This is a genomic window from Pseudomonas sp. GW456-L12, from assembly GCF_059424045.1.
The window spans coordinates 315,281-333,129 of the sequence record NZ_JBWKZA010000005.1 but is presented as its reverse complement, the minus strand read 5'-3'; the positions used below and the strand labels follow the sequence as shown (position 1 = coordinate 333,129).

Below are 17,849 nucleotides of genomic sequence, written 5' to 3'. Positions count from 1 at the left end.
CTTAACTGACCTTGACCTGACCGCTGCCATCCAGGCGCGCGGAAAAACTGACCTGGCGCTTGAACCCGTCCACCTCAAGCAGGCCTTCGATATTGAAAGCCAGCTTGAGCTGGTCGTGATCGCGCGGCAGGGAAACGACACGCACATTGCTCAGACGCGGCTCGTAGGCTTCGATGAAGCTTTCGATGGCCAGGCGGGCCTGGCTCAGGGCGTCGTGCAGGCTCAGGCGCATGTCGTTGAGATCGGGCAACCCGTAATCGGACAGCGTCTGCACGCTGCCCGCACGGGTGCTGAGCATCTTGCCCAGATGGGCAGCCACCGACGCCATGGCGGAAACCTCGCGGCTCCAGCCGACACGTTTGTCGGCCTCGCCACTCAGGCGTTCGAAAAGGCTGCCGTATCCGGTCATGACCTAGCTCCTGGTTACTCTTTGTCCAGCTTGCCAACCAGCGACAGGGTGAAATCGGCACCCATGTACTTGAAGTGCGGGCGCACGTTCAGGCTGACGCGGTACCAGCCCGGCTCACCTTCCACATCGCTGACGATGATCTGCGCAGCGCGCAGCGGACGACGGCCACGCACTTCGGCGCTCGGGTTTTCCTGGTCGGCGACGTACTGGCGGATCCACTTGTTGAGTTCCAGCTCGAGGTCGGTACGCTCTTTCCACGAACCGAGTTGCTCGCGCTGCAGCACTTTGAGGTAGTGAGCCAGGCGGTTGACGATCATCATGTACGGCAGCTGGGTGCCGAGCTTGTAGTTCAGCTCTGCAGCCTTGCCTTCGGCGCTGATGCCGAAGAACTTCGGCTTCTGCACCGAGCTTGCGGAGAAGAACGCCGCGTTGTCGCTGCCTTTGCGCATGGTCAGGGAGATGAAGCCTTCCTCGGCCAGTTCGTATTCACGACGGTCGCTGACCAGTACCTCGGTCGGGATCTTGGTTTCGATCTCGCCCATGCTTTCGAAGTGGTGCAGCGGCAGGTCTTCCACCGCGCCACCGCTCTGCGGGCCGATGATGTTCGGGCACCAGCGGAACTTGGCGAAGCTGTCGGTCAGCTTGGTACCGAACGCGTACGCGGTGTTGCCCCACAGGTAATGCTCGTGGCTGTTGGCAACGGTTTCCTTGTAGACGAAGGACTTGACCGGGTTCTCTTCCGGATCGTACGGGTTGCGCAGCAGGAAGCGCGGTACGGTCAGGCCGATGTAGCGCGAGTCTTCCGACTGGCGGAAGCTCTGCCATTTGGCGAATTGCGGACCTTCGAAGTGATCCTTCAGATCCTTCAGGTCCGGCAGGCCGGTGAAGCTTTCCAGGCCGAAGAATTTCGGACCGGCCGCGGCGATGAACGGCGCGTGGGACATGCAGGCAACGCTGGACACGTACTGCATCAGCTTCACGTCAGGCGAGCTTGGCGACATGAAGTAGTTGGCGATGATCGCGCCCACCGGCTGGCCACCGAACTGGCCGTATTCAGCGGTGTAGATGTGCTTGTACAGGCCGGCCTGCATCACTTCCGGCGAATCTTCGAAGTCGTCCAGCAGGTCCTGCTTGGAGACGTTGAGGATTTCGATCTTGATGTTTTCGCGGAAGTTGGTGCGGTCGACCAGCAACTGCAGGCCACGCCAGGCCGATTCCAGGGACTGGAAGTCTTCGTGGTGGAGGATTTCGTCCATCTGGCGGCTGAGCTTGGCATCGATCTCGGCGATCATGCGGTCAACCATGGCCTTCTTGACTGGCTCGCCATCGTTCTGAGGCTTGAGCAGCTCTTCGATGAAGGCCGACACGCCGCGCTTGGCGATGTCGTAGGCTTCGTCGTCCGGAGTCAGGCGGGTTTCGGCGATGATGCTGTCGAGAATGCTGTACTCGCCGTTCTCGTTGCTTTTCTGTTGTGCTGCACTAGTGCTCATAGTGTTTGGCTTCCTTGACTGATGGAGACTCAGGCTTCGGTGGCTGCGGCGTTCAGGCCCAGCTCACCGAGTACACGACCGCGCGATTCGTCGTCGGCGAGTACACCTTCGATGGCTTTACGGAATGCAGGGGCGTTACCCAGCGGCCCCTTGAGGGCCACCAGCGCGTCGCGCAGTTCCATCAGTTTTTTCAGCTCAGGCACTTGCTCGACCAGGCTGGCCGGGTTGAAGTCCTTCATCGAGTTGACGCGCAGCTTGACCGCCAGCTCTTCGGTGTCGCCCTCTTCCTGAAGACGGTTAGGCACGCTCAGCGTCAGGCTCAGCTCCTGCTTGGCCAGCACTTCGTCGAACGTCATTTTGTCGATGCTGATCGGCTTGCGGTCTTCCACTTTGCGCTCGTCCACGCGCTGGGTGTAATCACCGATTGCCAGTAGCTTCAACGGCAGTTCAATCTCTTCCTGAGCACCGCCGGTGGCGGGTTTGAAGGTGACGTTGATGCGTTCCTTGGGGGCTACCGAGCCTTCTTTGGCCATGGCTTTTCTCCTTGCGGTTGTTGGCCCTGGGGCCTATTCGAGTACCACTTCGAGGTCGAGGTGGCACAGCCTGCGATAAATCTCTTCCTTGCGTTCTCGCACTGCGTGGTTCTGCGGCAACAACTCACAGCAGCTATGCAGGAGGTGCAGCACTTCCAACGCAAGATCCGGCTCCCAGGCATGCAGGCCCGAGCTCAGTAATTCTTGATCGAGGGTTTCGAGCTGGGTCTTGGCCAGCTCGTATTTCTTGGCCATGAAGCACAGCCGCGCCAGGCTGAACTGCCAGAAAAACCTCACCCGCCCGCCATGGGCGTTCTGCAGGCCTTGCTTGAGGACCTGCACGGCGGCCTTGAGGCCGTCCTTGCGCAGGATCGGCAAGACCTCTTCGAGGGCTTCTTCCCAGGCCGGCTGGCTGGCGGTCGCTTCGACCTTGCGCGGCGCGCTGGCGCTTTGCAGATGGGGCATGACGTGGGCGCTGATCCAGCCGCGGGTGGCCGGGTCGGCGAAAGGCGCGCCGTCGTGGAAACGCAACTCAACCACCCCCGGCAGGCGCTGCAACAGGAGCGCGAAGTGAAACTCCACTTCGCGCATCGCCTGATCGGCGTTCAGCCCCTGCAGGCATTCCCAGACCATGCGCTGGCCGTCGAACCAGAACGGCGCCCTGGCCAGGCTGGCTTCGAGCTCCACCAACAGGTCGGCGTATTGCCCATTGGCAAAACGCTCCTGGTAGGTCTTGAGCTTGTCGGCCGGCAGCCCGCGCAACGCAGTGATCTGCTCGGCGTTGCGCTCCGGGACGGCATCGATGGGCAACCACAGCATGGTGCGGTTCAGGCGCAGGGCGCGTACGTCAGTGGCCTTCTGCTTGAGCCACCAGGCGCTCAGCGGGCGGGCGTTTTCCTGCATCGCACGCAGGGCCTTCTGCGCTTCCTTCTCGTTGTCGATCGGCGCGCCAGGCGTGAACAGCTGGGTCGCGGCCTGCTTGACCTGGGCCACCACCGCGCCCACGGCGCCGGGTTCTGGCTGATTGTCGGCGGCGCGCTGGACCATGGTCGACAGCCGCCGGCAGATCGGCAGCAGCAAGGGCGCGTTGTCACCCAGATGCTCGGTGAGCGCGGCATCGAGCCCTTCCAGGTGTTCCACCAGGCGGCGGAACAGCGGCAACTGCTCCTTGATCGCGATGTTTTCGCCCAGCACCTGCTCAAGACGCGGCACCAGCCAGCCGACGGCGGCAGCCCGGGTACGCAGCTTGGCGGGGTGGACCTGCGCCCAATGCTGTTCGCACAGGTGCTGCAGAAGACCAAGGCCGGCCAGCAGGCCGGGGAAGGATTCACGCTGATACAAGGCCCAGGTGAGCCAGGCGGCCACCCGCAGATCCTTGGACTGGGTACGCAGCAGCGCTTCACTGTTTTCGAGGATTTTCAGCCAGTCGATCTGACCGCTTTCGTGCATGGATTGGGCTTTGCCCAGCTCACTTTCCAGTGCCTCGTATTCGCTGGAGAAGCGAACGTCCTCGCCCGCAAAACTCTCTTTGGAAACAGAGGCCTTGGCGAGTTCGAGGTAATGGGCAGAAAGTTTACTTGAGTAGGACATCCATGGCCTTTTTCGAGATTACGGTCTATACGCCCGCGAGACATTTTTCGCGTGCTTGACAGTATCAAAGAGCGTACTCATCCAATTGAGCCTGCTCTTTCAAGAGCGCGCATCGTAATCAGTATGATGGCCACTAGCAAGCATCCCCTCAAACAACAAGACGAACTGTCATCGGCTGTTCGTAAGAGATTGCCTTATATATGGCAGGGTTTCCCCCTAGACAACCAGTTGAATCCCTATTCCAACCAGCAACGCCAGAAGCCGCGAGCCAGAGCCTTGCGCGATATAAACCAGAGAGCGATTCAATGATTAAGGGGTAATGCCAGACAGAATCGAAAGTGCCGGGTACGGAAATAAATCCTAATTCTGAACTTTTATGAAAGAGTGCAGTCGCGGACGCCTCTAACTTTGTAAAGTGCCACCAATATGATGGCACTCAAGACGATAGTTTGCCATCAAACAGCCTGTATGTTTTTTGAGCAATACAGATGTAGTTCCTCGCGAAACTTGCTGCATGCATTCCCATTCTTTATATGCCGAACAATCATTCATAAAAAATGGGCATCCGAGTTATCGGCTTGCCCATTTTTCAATACGGTTCTCCCTGCTATCGAGGGAGTTCGCAACAGTTATGGATTGACGCTGTCTTTCAGCGATTTGCCTGGCTTGAAGGCTACGGTGTTGCTGGCCTTGATCTTCACCGGCTCACCGGTTTGCGGGTTCTTGCCGGTACGGGCGCCACGGTGACGCTGCAGGAAGGTTCCAAAACCTACCAGGGTGACGCTGTCTTTGCGATGCAGGGCGCCGGTGATTTCTTCGAGAACGGCATTGAGAACGCGGTTGGCTTGTTCTTTGGTCAGATCCGCTTTTTCAGCAATTGCAGCGGCGAGTTCTGGTTTACGCATAGTGAAGCCTCTTTGACGGTTTTTTGTTGTTATGTCCGTGCTGTTCTTCCGGAACAGCGCCCAAGGCGCCGCAGGCTCTACTCTGCGGCAGACGGGTGTGAGGATGGCACGCAGTTAGGAGTGGCGCCAGTCTCTGCGCGACCTTTGTAGTGGCAAACACATGATTATTCCGACAGAACGACCGGTATTTAGGCCAACAAGCCGGGAAGCTCTTTGTTCAGGGCCAGTTTGTCCATGACCGCGGCCCCGGTCAGCGCATAGCCCAGCAGTTTGCCGCTGGCATCGCGGCACAGCGCCTTGATGTCGGCGCCCTGCCCTTCGACCGTCCACACGCCCTCCAGGCCGCGTGGCGGTGGCGAAACCACCAGCGGGCAGACCGGGGTTTTCACGGTGATCGGCATCGGGCCGTAGCTGACTGCCGTCGGGTTACCCGCCAGGGTCTGCGCCAGCGCTCGCGCACAACTCATGAGGGGCATGACGTACAACAGATTCAGCCCATCGACCTCGGCGCAGTCGCCCAAGGCATAAATGTTGGCGTGGGAGGTCTTGAGATGCCGGTCCACCACCACTCCACGGTTGACCATCAACCCCGCGGCGGCGGCCAGGTCGATACGCGGACGCAGGCCGATCGCCGACACCACCAGGTCGCAGGCAATCACCTCACCGTCGGACAGGTGCGCCTCGAGGCCATCCGCCGTGCGCTGCAAGCGATTGAGTACCGGCCCCAGGTGGAAGCGCGCGCCCAGGCTTTCCAGCCCGGCCTGCACCGCGGCGGCGGCCGCAGGGTGCAGCAACGTCGGCATGACCTGCTCGCAAGGCGCCACCAGGTCCACTGCATAACCGCCGAGGATCAGGTCGTTGGCGAACTCGCAGCCGATCAGACCGGCGCCCAGCAGCAACACCCGGCGCTTGCCGGCCGCGGCCGCGCGAAAGCGCGCGTAGTCTTCCAGATCGTTGATCGGGAAGATCAGGTCGCCGGCATCACCCTCCACCGGTACGCGCACGGTTTCCGCGCCCCAGGCGAGGATCAGGTCGCGATAGTTCACCGCTTCTTCACCAATCCACAGGCGCTTGTGGCCAGGGTCGATGCCGCTGATGCGGGTATGGGTGCGCACCTCGGCCTTCAACTGCTCAGCCATGGCGCCGGGCTCGGCCATGCTCAGGCCGTCGGCTTCCTTGTTCTTGCCGAAGCCGGTGGAAAGCATCGGCTTGGAATAGGAACGCCCGTCATCGGCGGTGATCAGCAGCAGCGGCGTTTCGCTATCGAGCTTGCGAAACTCCCGGGCCAGGTTGTAGCCGGCCAGCCCGGTGCCCACGATGACGACAGGTGCGTTCATTCCTTACTCCTTCAGGTTCAGGGGATCACAGGGTGTGATCAGCCGATTTCGATCATTTCGAAATCCATTTTGCCGACGCCGCAATCCGGGCAGAGCCAGTCTTCAGGCACGTCTTCCCAGCGGGTACCGGGCAAGATTCCGTCGTCCGGCCAGCCATCGGCTTCGTTGTAGATCAGGCCGCAGACCACACATTGCCACTTTTTCATTTACGCGTTTCCTCAGGTTCTCAGGCTGTTGCCGGCAGGATGGTCGATGAATCGACTCTGGATGACGCCAGGGGGCGCGTCCGGCCCAGCGCGTTTTGTACTGATGAGCACCGACGGATGCAAGCACGTTCGCTGCGGGCGGCCGCTCCATTGCGGCAAAATCGCCTGGCGCCATGCTAAGCTCGCGGCCTCATTTGCTGCCAATAATGACCCACTGTGCCGCACTCAATCTCTGCATTTTCCACCCCGGACTGGCTCTCGCAAAGCCGGCTGACGCCCCTCCCCGACGCACAGACCCTCGACTGGCTGTTCGATGAAGGTTCGCTGACCCGGCGCCTGACCCGTCTCTCCAGCGACGGCTTCAGCGTGACGCCGCTGGTCGAGGGCTGGCAGCCCCTGCGCGCCGACGAATGCGCCGCGCTGGACCTGCAGCCAGGCAGCCAGGGCTGGGTACGCGAGGTGTATCTGCGCGGTCACGGCCAGGCCTGGGTATTCGCCCGCAGCGTGGCGGCCCGCAGTGCCCTGCAGGACGGCGGGCTGAACATGGACGAGTTGGGCAGCCGCTCCCTGGGCGAACTGCTGTTCTGTGACCAGGCCTTTCAGCGCCGCCCCATCGAGGTCTGCCATTACCCACGCCCATGGCTGCCCGACGAGGTGCAGGCCGACGATCTCTGGGCCCGCCGTTCGCGCTTCGATCGCGCAGCCCTGAGCGTGCTGGTCGCCGAAATCTTCCTGCCGTCCCTGTGGAGCGCCGTCGGCGCCCAGCCGGAGAACCGCTGATGTATCAGAGCCTGCTCAAATCCCTCAACCGCCTGAATCCGCGCGCCTGGGACTTTATCCAGCTGACCCGCATGGACAAGCCGATCGGCATCTACCTGCTGCTCTGGCCGACCCTCTGGGCCCTGTGGATTGCCGGCGAAGGCTCGCCATCGCTGGCCAATATCGTGATTTTCGTCCTTGGCGTAACCCTCACCCGGGCCGGCGGCTGCGTGATCAACGACTGGGCCGACCGCAAGGTCGACGGCCATGTGAAGCGCACCGAACAGCGCCCACTAGTCAGCGGCAAGATCAGCTCCAGGGAAGCCCTGGTGTTCTTCGCCGTGCTGATGTTCATCAGCTTCCTGCTGGTGCTGTGCACCAACGCGACGACCATCTGGCTGTCGCTGGGCGGCCTGGCCCTGGCGGCCAGCTACCCCTTCATGAAGCGTTACACCTATTACCCGCAAGTGGTGCTGGGCGCAGCGTTCTCCTGGGGCATCCCGATGGCCTTTACCGCCGAGACCGGCGAGCTGCCGGCCACCGCCTGGTTGCTGTACATCGCCAACCTGCTGTGGACCGTGGGTTATGACACCTATTACGCAATGACCGACCGCGACGACGACCTGAAGATCGGGGTGAAATCCACCGCGATCCTGTTCGGCGAAGCCGACCGGGTAATCATCCTGACCCTGCAGGGCCTGGCGCTGGTGTGCCTGCTGCTGGCGGGTGCGCGTTTCGAGATGGGTATCTGGTTCCACCTGGGCCTGCTGGTGGCGGCCGGGTGTTTTGCCTGGGAGTTCTGGTACACCCGCGATCGCGACCGGATGAAGTGCTTCAAGGCCTTCCTGCATAACCACTGGGCGGGGTTGGCGATTTTCCTGGGGATAGTCGTGGATTACGCCGTTCGCTGAAGATCGTTATCGCGGGCCAGCCTCGCTCCTACGTAGGAGCGAGGCTGGCCCGCGATGAAAGCACCAAGGTCAATCAGGCTTGGCCACTTTCCAGGCGCCATCCATCTTGCCGTCGCCGGTCATGTCACCGGCTTTCTTGTCCATCACGAAGGTGTACAGCGGCTTGCCGTCGTAGGCCCACTGCATGGAGCCGTCGTCACGCTTGATAACGGTCCACTCGCCCATCGCCTTGTCACCGCTCGCGGCCATCAGCGGCGGCCAGTTGGCGGCGCACTTGTCGTTGCACATGGACTTGCCGCCGCTGTCCTTGGCAAAGGTGTACAAGGTCATGCCCTTGTGGTCGACGAACATACCGTCTTTGGTCATCGCCGGTTCCGCAGCGAACGCCAGCCCCGGCAGGGCCAGCGCAGCGCTCAGCAACAGGGCTTTCCAGGATTGCGTGAGTTGAGTCATGGAAACCTTCTTTGGTGGTTGTCAGGATTCGGACCCAAAGCTTAGTCCACGAATGCAGCCCTCGCACCAGCACCTAAAATACTGTCACACGACTGCAATAATTCCGTTATCTAATGCGGCGCAAGACAGTTAAATGACAAGAGGATTAAGCATGGTTGGCAGGAGCATTCTGATCGTTGACGACGAAGCGCCCATTCGCGAAATGATCGCCGTTGCGTTGGAAATGGCCGGCTACGACTGCCTGGAGGCGGAGAACTCCCAGCAGGCCCATGCCATCATCGTCGACCGCAAGCCCGACCTGATCCTGCTCGACTGGATGCTGCCCGGCACCTCCGGCATCGAGTTGGCCCGGCGCCTGAAACGCGATGAGCTGACCGGTGACATCCCGATCATCATGCTCACCGCCAAGGGCGAAGAGGACAATAAGATCCAGGGCTTGGAAGTCGGCGCCGACGACTACATCACCAAGCCATTCTCCCCTCGCGAGCTGGTCGCGCGCCTCAAGGCCGTGCTGCGCCGCGCTGGCCCGACCGACGGCGAGGCACCGATCGAAGTCGGCGGCCTGTTGCTGGACCCGATCAGCCACCGCGTGACCATCGACGGCAAACCGGCCGAGATGGGCCCGACCGAATACCGCCTGCTGCAATTTTTCATGACCCACCAGGAACGCGCCTACACCCGTGGCCAGTTGCTGGACCAGGTCTGGGGCGGCAACGTCTATGTCGAAGAGCGTACCGTCGACGTGCATATCCGCCGCCTGCGCAAAGCCTTGGGCGATGCCTACGAGAATCTGGTACAAACCGTGCGCGGCACCGGCTACCGTTTTTCCACCAAGGCCTGAAGCCGGCCCCTTATTCGCCAGACGCTTACAAGGACGCGTGTTAAGTGAACCAGAACTGGCATGGCACCCTGATTCGCCACATGCTGCTGTTGGTCACCGGCTGCCTGCTGGTGGGCCTGATCAGCGGTTACTACGGCTGGAGCCTGGCCATCGGCCTGGGGATCTACCTGGCCTGGACCCTCAAGCAACTGTTGCGCCTGCACGAATGGCTGCGCCTGCACCAACCCGATGAAGCACCGCCCGATGGCTACGGCCTGTGGGGCGAGGTGTTCGACAGCATCTACCACCTGCAACGCCGCGACCAACGGGTGCGCGGGCGCCTGCAAGCGGTGATCGACCGGGTCCAGGAGTCCACCGCGGCGCTGAAAGACGCAGTGATCATGCTCGACAGCGACGGCAACCTGGAATGGTGGAACCGCGCCGCGGAAACCCTGCTGGGCCTGAAGACCCCGCAGGACAGCGGCCAGCCGGTGACCAACCTGGTGCGCCATCCACGCTTCAAGGAGTATTTCGAGCAGGACAATTACAACGAGCCGCTGGAAATCCCCTCGCCGACCAATGACCGGGTCCGTATCCAGCTGTACATCACCCGCTACGGCAACAACGAACACCTGATGCTGGTGCGCGACGTGACCCGCATCCACCAGCTGGAACAGATGCGCAAAGACTTCATCGCCAACGTCTCCCACGAGCTGCGCACGCCGCTGACGGTGATCTGCGGCTACCTGGAAACCCTGCTCGACAACGTCGAGGAAGTGAACCCGCGCTGGAACCGCGCCCTGCAGCAGATGCAGCAGCAAGGCGGGCGCATGCAGACCCTGCTCAACGACCTGCTGCTGTTGGCCAAGCTGGAAGCCACCGACTACCCGTCGGACAACCAGCCGGTGCCGATCGACGTGCTGCTGCAGTCGATCAAGAGCGATGCCCAGGCGCTGTCCGGTGAACGCAACCAGCGCATCACCCTGGAAGCCGACGCGCAGGTCCTGCTCAAGGGCAGCGAAGCGGAACTGCGCAGCGCCTTTTCCAACCTGGTGTTCAACGCCGTGAAATACACCCCGGCCGAGGGCAACATCCGCATCCGCTGGTGGGGCGACGAGCAAGGCGCGCACCTGAGCGTGCAGGATTCGGGGATCGGCATCGACAGCAAGCACTTGCCACGCCTGACCGAACGCTTCTACCGGGTCGACTCCAGCCGCAACTCCAACACCGGCGGCACCGGCCTGGGCCTGGCCATCGTCAAGCATGTGCTGCTGCGCCATCGGGCGCGCCTGGAGATCAGCAGCGTACCGGGCCACGGCAGCACTTTTACCTGCCATTTCGCCCCGGCCCAGGTGAAAAGATTGCGTGCCGACACCCTGACCGACCAGCGGTGACAGCCACGCGCCACTAGGCAATCGCCCTGCCAGCCGCTACATTGGCTGGCTTGCGCCTGCTATCGCGCCGCGCATTTCTCTCTTTTTCGAATACACGGAACCCGCAAAACTCCATCATGGACCCTTCCCCTGGTTTTACCCTCGCGTCTCTTTTCGCCGACTTCGGCATGATTCTTTTTGCACTGCTCCTGGTTCTGCTCAACGGCTTTTTCGTAGCCGCCGAGTTCGCCATGGTCAAACTGCGCTCGACCCGGGTCGAGGCCATCGCCCACAAGAACGGCTGGCGCGGGCAGATCCTGCGCACCGTCCACAGCCAGCTGGATGCCTACCTTTCCGCGTGCCAGCTGGGGATCACCCTGGCCTCCCTCGGCCTGGGCTGGGTCGGTGAGCCGGCCTTCGCGCATTTGCTGGCGCCGCTGCTCAGCGCCGTGGGCGTGGACTCGCCGGAGGTGGTCAAGGGCGTGTCGTTCTTTACCGCCTTCTTCATCATTTCCTACCTGCACATCGTGGTCGGCGAACTGGCACCCAAGTCCTGGGCCATCCGCAAGCCCGAGCTGCTGTCGCTGTGGACGGCGGTGCCGCTGTACCTGTTCTACTGGTTGATGTACCCGGCGATCTACCTGCTCAACGCCAGCGCCAACACCATCCTGCGCATCGCCGGCCAGGGCGAGCCCGGCCCGCATCACGAGCACCACTACAGCCGCGAAGAACTGAAGCTGATCCTGCACTCCAGCCGGGGCCAGGACCCCAGCGACCAGGGCATGCGCGTACTGGCCTCGGCCGTGGAAATGGGCGAGCTGGAAGTGGTGGACTGGGCCAACTCCCGGGAAGACCTGATCAGCGTGGAATTCAACGCGCCGCTGAAGCAGATCCTCGCCCTGTTCCGTCGCCACAAGTTCAGCCGCTACCCGGTCTACGACAGCGAGCGCAACGAGTTCGTCGGCCTGCTGCACATCAAGGACCTGCTGCTGGAACTGGCGGCGTTGGACCACATCCCCGAATCGTTCAACCTGGCCGAGCTGACCCGCCCGCTGGAGCGCGTTTCCCGGCACATGCCGCTGTCGCAGCTGCTGGAACAGTTCCGTAAAGGCGGTTCGCACTTCGCCCTGGTGGAAGAAGCCGACGGCAAGATCATCGGCTACCTGACCATGGAAGACGTGCTGGAAGTGCTGGTCGGCGATATCCAGGACGAACACCGCAAGGCCGAGCGCGGCATCCTCGCCTACCAGCCCGGCAAGTTGCTGGTGCGCGGCGATACCCCGCTGTTCAAGGTGGAGCGCCTGCTGGGCATCGACCTGGACCATATCGAGGCCGAAACCCTCGCCGGCCTGGTCTACGAGACCCTGAAACGGGTACCGGAAGAAGAAGAGGTCATGGAGGTCGAAGGCCTGCGCATCATCATCAAGAAGATGAAAGGCCCGAAAATCGTCCTGGCCAAGGTGTTGATGCTCGATTGAGCACGGTCTGACACCTCATCGCGAGCAAGCTCACTCCTACAATGAACCGCGTTCATCTGTAGGAGCAGCCGGTCGAGGCTCGATTGCTCGCGATCCCCTCCCCCCGATTATCACCTGCTCCGCCGATCATCCTGTAGCCGCTGCCGAAGGCTGCGATCGACCTGGGCGGCACTCCGACGAAGCGGGCGCAGGCTCTTGAGATCGCTGAAGGCCTTCGGCCTTATCGCAGCCTTCGGCAGCGGCTACATGGCTACTTTTTGCCCAGCGCGAAATTCGGCAGGCTACCGATGGGCTGGTTGAACTGATAGGGAATCGACACCAGCCCCAGCCCCGTATTGCGCTGCACCACGAAGTGCAGGTGCGGGCCGCTGCTGTTGCCGGTGTTGCCCGACAACGCCAGCGGGCTGCCCACCACGACCCGCTGGCCTTCACGCACGCTTACCGAGCCGCGCTTGAGGTGCAGGTACACCCCCATGGTGCCGTCGTTGTGCAACACCCGCACGAAATTGCCGGAAGGGTCGGTGCCGCGCCCGCTCTGACGGTTCTCGGTCTTCACCACCACCCCGCCACGCGCCGCGATGATCGGCGTGCCCTCGGGCATGGCGATGTCCATGGCATAGCGGCTCTTGGGGCCGAAATGGCTGTACCGGCCGTTGGCGCCCTGGGTCAGGCGAAAGGGGCCGCCACGCCAGGGCAGCGGGTAACGATAGGCCTGGGCGGCGCCCGCAGGGTCGCCCAGGGAGTAACGAAACTGCGGGACATAGATCAGCGGCTTGCCCGCCTGCATGGCCGTGAGCTGCGCCAGGCGCTGTCGGCTGCGGGCCGGCAGTACCCGGCGAATCGGCTGCCTGGGGGCACTGCGGATGTTCTTCAGGCCGGTAAACCCCAGCTCGATCTCCACCGGCGCATACAGGTCGTTACGCACAAAGACGCTGTCCACGCCCCAGCTCTTCTCGACGTCCAGACGCACCTGGCGTTCCAGGTGCTCGACCATGCGATCGCGAAACACGAACACCTGGGCGCCCGGCGACGGACGGTCGCTGTAGGACACCACGCCGTTGGCGTCGGTGGACTTGTAGATGGTCATGGCCATGGCCGAGGTGGCAGCCAGCAACAGACCGCAGGAAAACAGTAGGTGCATGAACATGGGCAAGATTCTGAGGAAAGCCTGACGTCAGGCTAGCAGCCCGACGTGGACTTTGTATGAATCAACCCTGCACCAGAGGTTCCATTGCCGACGGACTGAAACTGATATCGACCCCCAGGTGCGCGGCGTCGGAGAGGTTGACCAGCGCATCCAGGGAAAACTTGTTGATCTTGCCGCTGAGCACGTCGTTGAGCCGCGGCTGGGTGATATTGAGCCGCCTGGCGGCCTCCTTCTGCGAAACACCCCAGGCCTTGATGGTCTTGCCCAGCTCCAGCATGAGCTTGGAGCGCAGGCGCATATTGGCGGCTTCCTGGGGCGAACCTTCGAGCGCGTCCCAGACACTGGCGAAACGCTCGGTATGCATGTGATCGGTCATGGCGTGCACTTATCTCCTGAAGTCTGGCCCGAGCCAGCTCGATGTCCCGCGCTTCGGTCTTGCGGGTGGTCTTGCGCATGGCGTGCAGCACATAAATGGCCGCGGGCCGGTTGGCCACGTAAAACACCCGAAACGCTCCTGAATCCTCACTGATCCTGATCTCGAACACCCCCGGCCCCACGGTTTTCATCGACCGGCAGTCATAGGGCGGCTCGCCCTGCTGCAACAGATCCAGCTGAAAACCCGCGGCCCTTCGCGCATCCAGCGGAAAAGCCCGGAGGTCCCGGAGCGCGCTCCCGACAAACACCACATCCTTGTGCCTAGGCATCGAACCTCTCCCGTTACTGACCCCAGAGAGGTTAAACAACCCGACCGCCACAGCGCGCGACCGGGTTGTTTCAAAGCGTGGCCAGGCACAAGAAAAGCCAAAAGCACAGATCACAACCTATATCAGTACAGATATAAATCAACCTGAAAAACCGAGAATCGGACACACGGCATCAAACCACTGCCCCCTCCCCCAACGCCTTGCACCGCGCCGCCTGCAACACATCACAACCATCATCCAGCAACAGATACAGCGCCTGAGTGACACGCCCCGGATCACCCTCGTCAGCGTGCAAAAGCGTGGTACAGGAAAGTGTTTGCAGCAGGTTTCGCGCCGCATTCAAACGCAGACTGGCACTGGCCTGCAGATCGACCAGCGACGCATCCGGGTTGATCAGTAGAACGGGGGAGTCGCCGGTGTTGGACTTGAGGGGAATTGGCTTGGACATCGATAACGCTCCTATTTTGGGAGCTGTCGACCATCGTCGCCAAACGATAGGGTGGCAGCTGTACGCAGGTTGGCGAACCGGGTAAATAGGAAAACCGGCAGACCCGAAGGTCTCCCACGCACAGCCGCCATAACACGGCGAACACGAAATGCCCGACATGATACATGGCGCTGTTACGCCTATTAACACGAGTCGCCAAACCCGGTCGCGGAATTGGCCGCGACAAACCAGAGCCTAGGTTTGAGCCCAGAAGGAAACAATCGAGGGATTGTGTGGGGATGTGAAAGGTCGGGGGCCAGCGGTCCGGAGAATGCAGCGTCAGAACGGACGCTATCGCGGGCAAGCCTCGCTCCTACAGAGGCGTGGCTACCCGCGAAACAGGGGGCAGGAACCCGTCAGGCGCCGGGGACGAAGTGCTTCTGCGCCGTGCCGCGGGCGATCAGGCGGGAGATGTAGTCGAGCTTCTGCGCATCCTGGTCGACGAAGCGGAAGGTCAGTTGCAACCACTCGCTGTCCGGCTTCGGCTCATAGGCCACCACCGCATGCAGGTAGCCGTTCAGGCGCGCCACTTCGGCATTGTCGCCCTGCTCCAGGTCCAGCACGGCGCTGTCGAGCACCTGCGGCAGCGTATCAGTGCGCTTCACCACCAACAGCGCCTCCTTGATGCTCAGCGCCTTGATCACGCATTGCTGAGTACCGCTGGGCAGGCGCAACTGCCCCTGGCCACGACCACCAGCAGACGCGGCGGCGGCAGGAGCCGGCGCCTTCACCGGCGGACTGTTGAGCAACCCACGAGACGGGGCTGCGGCGGGAGCAGGAGCGGACACCACGGCAGGCTTGGCAAACGGATTGACCGCCGCAGCCGTCGGCGCGGCGCCGATGACTTCGGCCTTGCCGCCGGTCAGGGCACTCAGGGAGTCATTGCCGAACGCCGAGTTCATCTTGGTCGGCGCGCTGTTCATCAAGGTGTCGAGCTTGCCGACCTTGTTCAGCGCCTGTTTGACCTTGGTCAGCAGTTGCTCGTTGGTGAACGGCTTGCTGACGTAGCCGGAGACGCCGGCCTGGATCGCCTGCACCACGTTCTCCTTGTCGCCGCGACTGGTGACCATGATGAACGGCATGGCCTTCATCGCCTCCTGGCCGCGGCACCAGGTCAGCAGCTCCAGGCCGGACATTTCCGGCATTTCCCAGTCGCACAGGACCAGGTCGAAGGCTTCACGGGCCAGCAGGGCCTGGGCTTTACGGCCGTTGATGGCGTCCTCGATCTTGATGCCAGGGAAGTAGTTGCGCAGACATTTCTTCACCAGGTCACGAATGAACGAAGCGTCATCCACCACCAACACACTTACCTTACTCATCGACCACCCCTTTAAAAATCCCGGCTAGCATAACGCTTTACTGATGGCACTTTGCCAAAACTCTTCAGTCACGCCGGGACTTTTCGTTCGCGGGCGCTGCTTTTCAAGTTAAATCCCCATAAACGAAAACGCCCGGCCAAAGGGCCGGGCGCTTCTCTCGGGCAACCTTACTTATCGTCAGCTTCACCCGGAACATTAGCGCTTTCGGCACTGGTGCCTTCAACTTCTTCCTTCATCCGCTTCAGGCCCAGATGGCGCACATCGGTGCCGCGCACCAGGTAAATCACCAGCTCCGAGATGTTGCGCGCGTGGTCGCCGATCCGCTCCAGGGAGCGCAGGACCCAGATGATGCTCAGAACGCGCGAGATCGAGCGCGGATCTTCCATCATGTAGGTGGCCAGCTCGCGTAGCGCGGTCTTGTACTCGCGGTCGATGATCTTGTCGTACTGGGCCACCGACAGCGCCAGGTCGGCGTCGAAGCGGGCAAAAGCATCCAGCGCATCGCGGACCATGTTGCGCACCTGGTCGCCGATATGCCGCACCTCCACATAGCCGCGCGGGGCTTCGCCTTCTTCGCACAGCTGGATGGCGCGACGGGCGATCTTGGTCGATTCGTCGCCGATGCGCTCCAGGTCGATCACCGACTTGGAGATGCTGATGATCAGGCGCAGGTCGGAAGCCGCCGGCTGGCGACGGGCGAGAATGCGCAGGCATTCTTCGTCGATGTTGCGTTCCATCTGGTTGATCTGGTCGTCGATCTCGCGCACCTGCTGGGCGAGCCCCGAGTCGGCTTCGATCAGCGCGGTGACGGCGTCGTTGACTTGTTTCTCTACCAGCCCGCCCATCGCCAGGAGGTGGCTGCGCACTTCCTCGAGCTCGGCGTTGAACTGCTGGGAGATGTGATGGGTCAAGCCTTCCTTAGAAATCATGTGTGTGCTCCGCAAAAGCTGTGAGCTGCAAGCTACAAGCTGCAAGCCATGTTGTGTCGTACTCGAACCGCTCTCACTTGCCGCTTGAAGCTTGCGGCTCGCGGCTGCTGCTAGCCATACCGACCGGTGATGTAGTCTTCGGTCTGCTTCTTCGCCGGATTGGTGAACAGCGTATCGGTGTCGCCGAATTCCACCAGTTTGCCCATGTACATGAACGCCGTGTAGTCGGAGACCCGCGCGGCCTGTTGCATGTTGTGGGTCACGATCACAATGGTGAACTTCGATTTCAGTTCGTAGATCAGCTCTTCGACCTTCAAGGTGGAGATCGGATCGAGCGCCGAGCACGGTTCGTCGAGCAGCAGCACTTCCGGTTCCACGGCGATGGTGCGGGCGATCACCAGACGCTGCTGCTGGCCACCGGACAGGCCGAGTGCCGATTCATGCAGGCGATCCTTGACCTCGTCCCACAGCGCCGCGCCCTTGAGGGCCCACTCGACGGCTTCGTCGAGGATGCGCTTCTTGTTGATGCCCTGGATGCGCAGGCCGTAGACCACGTTCTCGTAGATGGTTTTCGGGAACGGATTGGGCTTCTGGAACACCATGCCCACGCGGCGGCGCAGCTCGGCCACGTCTTCGCCCTTGCGGTAGATGTTGTTGCCGTAGAGGTTGATCTCGCCTTCCACGCGGCAGCCGTCCACCAGGTCGTTCATCCGGTTGAAGGTACGCAGCAGGGTCGACTTGCCGCAGCCGGACGGGCCGATGAAGGCAGTCACGCGCTGCTTCGGAATGTTCATGCTGACGTCGAACAGCGCCTGCTTCTCACCGTAGAACAGGCTCAGGCCCGGGACTTCGATGGCCACGGTTTCCTGGTCCAGGTTCAGGCTCTGCTTGTCGCGGCCCAGGGCCGACATGTTGATGCCGTGGGTATGTGCTTCTTGTTGCATGGTCTCACTCCGTTCGTAGCTGCAAGCTTCTAGCTGCAAGCTGCAAGTTTGAGCA

General features: G+C 61.8%; 19 protein-coding genes and 1 pseudogene. 5 read left to right on the top strand and 15 right to left on the bottom strand.

Going from position 1 to position 17,849, the window contains the following annotated elements; translation table 11 throughout:
* Window position 1: 1 nt before the first annotated feature.
* The 7 genes from tssE to AC07Y9_RS09400 all read right to left on the bottom strand — a co-directional run bounded on the left by tssE (window position 2) and on the right by AC07Y9_RS09400 (window position 6,470).
* On the bottom strand, window positions 2-409 hold the full coding sequence (tssE, locus tag AC07Y9_RS09430; protein WP_007930282.1) for a type VI secretion system baseplate subunit TssE: 408 nt from the start codon (window positions 407-409) through the stop codon (window positions 2-4).
* A gap of 14 nt (window positions 410-423) precedes the next feature.
* Window positions 424-1,899 carry a type VI secretion system contractile sheath large subunit gene (tssC, locus tag AC07Y9_RS09425; protein ID WP_007930285.1) on the bottom strand — a complete coding sequence of 492 codons (1,476 nt, stop codon included), beginning with the start codon at window positions 1,897-1,899 and terminating at the stop codon, window positions 424-426.
* A 29-nt stretch (window positions 1,900-1,928) separates the two neighbouring features.
* Entirely contained in the window at window positions 1,929-2,432 is a 504-nt protein-coding gene (gene tssB / locus AC07Y9_RS09420) for a type VI secretion system contractile sheath small subunit (protein WP_007930286.1), read from the bottom strand.
* A 33-nt stretch (window positions 2,433-2,465) separates the two neighbouring features.
* A complete protein-coding gene (tssA, locus tag AC07Y9_RS09415; protein WP_102680262.1) occupies window positions 2,466-4,022 on the bottom strand; it encodes a type VI secretion system protein TssA in 1,557 nt (518 codons plus the stop codon).
* 629 nt (window positions 4,023-4,651) lie between these two features.
* Window positions 4,652-4,927 (bottom strand): HU family DNA-binding protein, encoded by a 276-nt coding sequence (locus AC07Y9_RS09410; protein WP_003213368.1) that lies wholly within the window; start codon window positions 4,925-4,927, stop codon window positions 4,652-4,654.
* A gap of 188 nt (window positions 4,928-5,115) precedes the next feature.
* Window positions 5,116-6,264, bottom strand: coding sequence for an NAD(P)/FAD-dependent oxidoreductase (locus AC07Y9_RS09405; RefSeq protein ID WP_102680261.1), 1,149 nt, complete (start codon window positions 6,262-6,264; stop codon window positions 5,116-5,118).
* Between the two features lie 38 nt (window positions 6,265-6,302).
* Window positions 6,303-6,470 (bottom strand): rubredoxin, encoded by a 168-nt coding sequence (locus AC07Y9_RS09400; protein ID WP_007930291.1) that lies wholly within the window; start codon window positions 6,468-6,470, stop codon window positions 6,303-6,305.
* A 216-nt stretch (window positions 6,471-6,686) separates the two neighbouring features.
* Between AC07Y9_RS09400 and AC07Y9_RS09395 the strand changes: the two genes are divergently transcribed.
* Both AC07Y9_RS09395 and ubiA read left to right on the top strand, forming a co-directional pair.
* Window positions 6,687-7,250 carry a chorismate--pyruvate lyase family protein gene (locus AC07Y9_RS09395; protein ID WP_102680260.1) on the top strand — a complete coding sequence of 188 codons (564 nt, stop codon included), beginning with the start codon at window positions 6,687-6,689 and terminating at the stop codon, window positions 7,248-7,250.
* Window positions 7,250-8,140: a 4-hydroxybenzoate octaprenyltransferase gene (ubiA, locus tag AC07Y9_RS09390; protein ID WP_102680259.1), complete on the top strand. Its 891-nt coding sequence runs from the start codon at window positions 7,250-7,252 to the stop codon at window positions 8,138-8,140. Before AC07Y9_RS09395 ends, ubiA begins: the two co-directional genes overlap by 1 nt.
* A gap of 69 nt (window positions 8,141-8,209) precedes the next feature.
* Here ubiA and AC07Y9_RS09385 read toward each other — a convergent pair whose 3' ends face one another.
* Window positions 8,210-8,593, bottom strand: coding sequence for a COG4315 family predicted lipoprotein (locus AC07Y9_RS09385; protein WP_097134626.1), 384 nt, complete (start codon window positions 8,591-8,593; stop codon window positions 8,210-8,212).
* A gap of 151 nt (window positions 8,594-8,744) precedes the next feature.
* On the opposite strand from AC07Y9_RS09385, the gene phoB reads away from it, so the two are divergent.
* From phoB to AC07Y9_RS09370, 3 genes are all read left to right on the top strand, one after another.
* On the top strand, window positions 8,745-9,434 hold the full coding sequence (gene phoB / locus AC07Y9_RS09380; protein ID WP_007896474.1) for a phosphate regulon transcriptional regulator PhoB: 690 nt from the start codon (window positions 8,745-8,747) through the stop codon (window positions 9,432-9,434).
* Window positions 9,435-9,514: 80 nt separating this feature from the next.
* Window positions 9,515-10,807 carry a phosphate regulon sensor histidine kinase PhoR gene (phoR, locus tag AC07Y9_RS09375; protein WP_219735118.1) on the top strand — a complete coding sequence of 431 codons (1,293 nt, stop codon included), beginning with the start codon at window positions 9,515-9,517 and terminating at the stop codon, window positions 10,805-10,807.
* 116 nt (window positions 10,808-10,923) lie between these two features.
* Window positions 10,924-12,264: a hemolysin family protein gene (locus tag AC07Y9_RS09370; RefSeq protein ID WP_009051600.1), complete on the top strand. Its 1,341-nt coding sequence runs from the start codon at window positions 10,924-10,926 to the stop codon at window positions 12,262-12,264.
* A 250-nt stretch (window positions 12,265-12,514) separates the two neighbouring features.
* Here the strand turns inward: AC07Y9_RS09370 and AC07Y9_RS09365 are convergent, their stop codons facing one another.
* The 7 genes and pseudogenes from AC07Y9_RS09365 to pstB all read right to left on the bottom strand — a co-directional run bounded on the left by AC07Y9_RS09365 (window position 12,515) and on the right by pstB (window position 17,794).
* Window positions 12,515-13,411 carry a peptidoglycan DD-metalloendopeptidase family protein gene (locus tag AC07Y9_RS09365; protein ID WP_007928535.1) on the bottom strand — a complete coding sequence of 299 codons (897 nt, stop codon included), beginning with the start codon at window positions 13,409-13,411 and terminating at the stop codon, window positions 12,515-12,517.
* A 61-nt stretch (window positions 13,412-13,472) separates the two neighbouring features.
* The gene (locus tag AC07Y9_RS09360) at window positions 13,473-13,787 is read right to left on the bottom strand and encodes a helix-turn-helix domain-containing protein (RefSeq protein WP_037004383.1); all 315 of its coding nucleotides are present in this window, start codon (window positions 13,785-13,787) and stop codon (window positions 13,473-13,475) included.
* Window positions 13,788-13,794: 7 nt separating this feature from the next.
* Window positions 13,795-14,115 (bottom strand): annotated as a pseudogene (locus AC07Y9_RS09355) (type II toxin-antitoxin system RelE/ParE family toxin); the annotation flags it as partial.
* Between the two features lie 172 nt (window positions 14,116-14,287).
* Window positions 14,288-14,563, bottom strand: a complete 276-nt coding sequence (locus AC07Y9_RS09350; RefSeq protein ID WP_102680258.1) for a hypothetical protein — start codon at window positions 14,561-14,563, stop codon at window positions 14,288-14,290.
* Between the two features lie 395 nt (window positions 14,564-14,958).
* Window positions 14,959-15,921, bottom strand: a complete 963-nt coding sequence (locus AC07Y9_RS09345) for a response regulator (protein ID WP_087087478.1) — start codon at window positions 15,919-15,921, stop codon at window positions 14,959-14,961.
* 167 nt (window positions 15,922-16,088) lie between these two features.
* Entirely contained in the window at window positions 16,089-16,850 is a 762-nt protein-coding gene (gene phoU, locus AC07Y9_RS09340) for a phosphate signaling complex protein PhoU (protein ID WP_007928528.1), read from the bottom strand.
* Window positions 16,851-16,960: 110 nt separating this feature from the next.
* Complete coding sequence (gene pstB / locus AC07Y9_RS09335) at window positions 16,961-17,794, bottom strand: phosphate ABC transporter ATP-binding protein PstB (RefSeq protein WP_007928526.1); 834 nt, start codon at window positions 17,792-17,794, stop codon at window positions 16,961-16,963.
* Window positions 17,795-17,849 lie beyond the last annotated feature (55 nt).

Bases quoted from the DNA above. Each gene is read 5' to 3' on its own strand.
- phoR (WP_219735118.1), top strand. From the start codon at position 9,515: ATGCTGCTGTTGGTCACCGGCTGCCTGCTGGTGGGCCTGATCAGCGGT.
- AC07Y9_RS09370 (WP_009051600.1), top strand. From the start codon at position 10,924: ATGGACCCTTCCCCTGGTTTTACCCTCGCGTCTCTTTTCGCCGACTTC.
- AC07Y9_RS09405 (WP_102680261.1), bottom strand. From the start codon at position 6,264: ATGAACGCACCTGTCGTCATCGTGGGCACCGGGCTGGCCGGCTACAAC.
- AC07Y9_RS09410 (WP_003213368.1), bottom strand. From the start codon at position 4,927: ATGCGTAAACCAGAACTCGCCGCTGCAATTGCTGAAAAAGCGGATCTG.
- tssA (WP_102680262.1), bottom strand. From the start codon at position 4,022: ATGTCCTACTCAAGTAAACTTTCTGCCCATTACCTCGAACTCGCCAAG.
- AC07Y9_RS09345 (WP_087087478.1), bottom strand. From the start codon at position 15,921: ATGAGTAAGGTAAGTGTGTTGGTGGTGGATGACGCTTCGTTCATTCGT.
- tssB (WP_007930286.1), bottom strand. From the start codon at position 2,432: ATGGCCAAAGAAGGCTCGGTAGCCCCCAAGGAACGCATCAACGTCACC.
- tssE (WP_007930282.1), bottom strand. From the start codon at position 409: ATGACCGGATACGGCAGCCTTTTCGAACGCCTGAGTGGCGAGGCCGAC.
- AC07Y9_RS09360 (WP_037004383.1), bottom strand. From the start codon at position 13,787: ATGACCGATCACATGCATACCGAGCGTTTCGCCAGTGTCTGGGACGCG.
- ubiA (WP_102680259.1), top strand. From the start codon at position 7,250: ATGTATCAGAGCCTGCTCAAATCCCTCAACCGCCTGAATCCGCGCGCC.
- tssC (WP_007930285.1), bottom strand. From the start codon at position 1,899: ATGAGCACTAGTGCAGCACAACAGAAAAGCAACGAGAACGGCGAGTAC.
- AC07Y9_RS09350 (WP_102680258.1), bottom strand. From the start codon at position 14,563: ATGTCCAAGCCAATTCCCCTCAAGTCCAACACCGGCGACTCCCCCGTT.
- pstB (WP_007928526.1), bottom strand. From the start codon at position 17,794: ATGCAACAAGAAGCACATACCCACGGCATCAACATGTCGGCCCTGGGC.
- AC07Y9_RS09400 (WP_007930291.1), bottom strand. From the start codon at position 6,470: ATGAAAAAGTGGCAATGTGTGGTCTGCGGCCTGATCTACAACGAAGCC.
- phoU (WP_007928528.1), bottom strand. From the start codon at position 16,850: ATGATTTCTAAGGAAGGCTTGACCCATCACATCTCCCAGCAGTTCAAC.
- AC07Y9_RS09385 (WP_097134626.1), bottom strand. From the start codon at position 8,593: ATGACTCAACTCACGCAATCCTGGAAAGCCCTGTTGCTGAGCGCTGCG.
- AC07Y9_RS09365 (WP_007928535.1), bottom strand. From the start codon at position 13,411: ATGTTCATGCACCTACTGTTTTCCTGCGGTCTGTTGCTGGCTGCCACC.
- phoB (WP_007896474.1), top strand. From the start codon at position 8,745: ATGGTTGGCAGGAGCATTCTGATCGTTGACGACGAAGCGCCCATTCGC.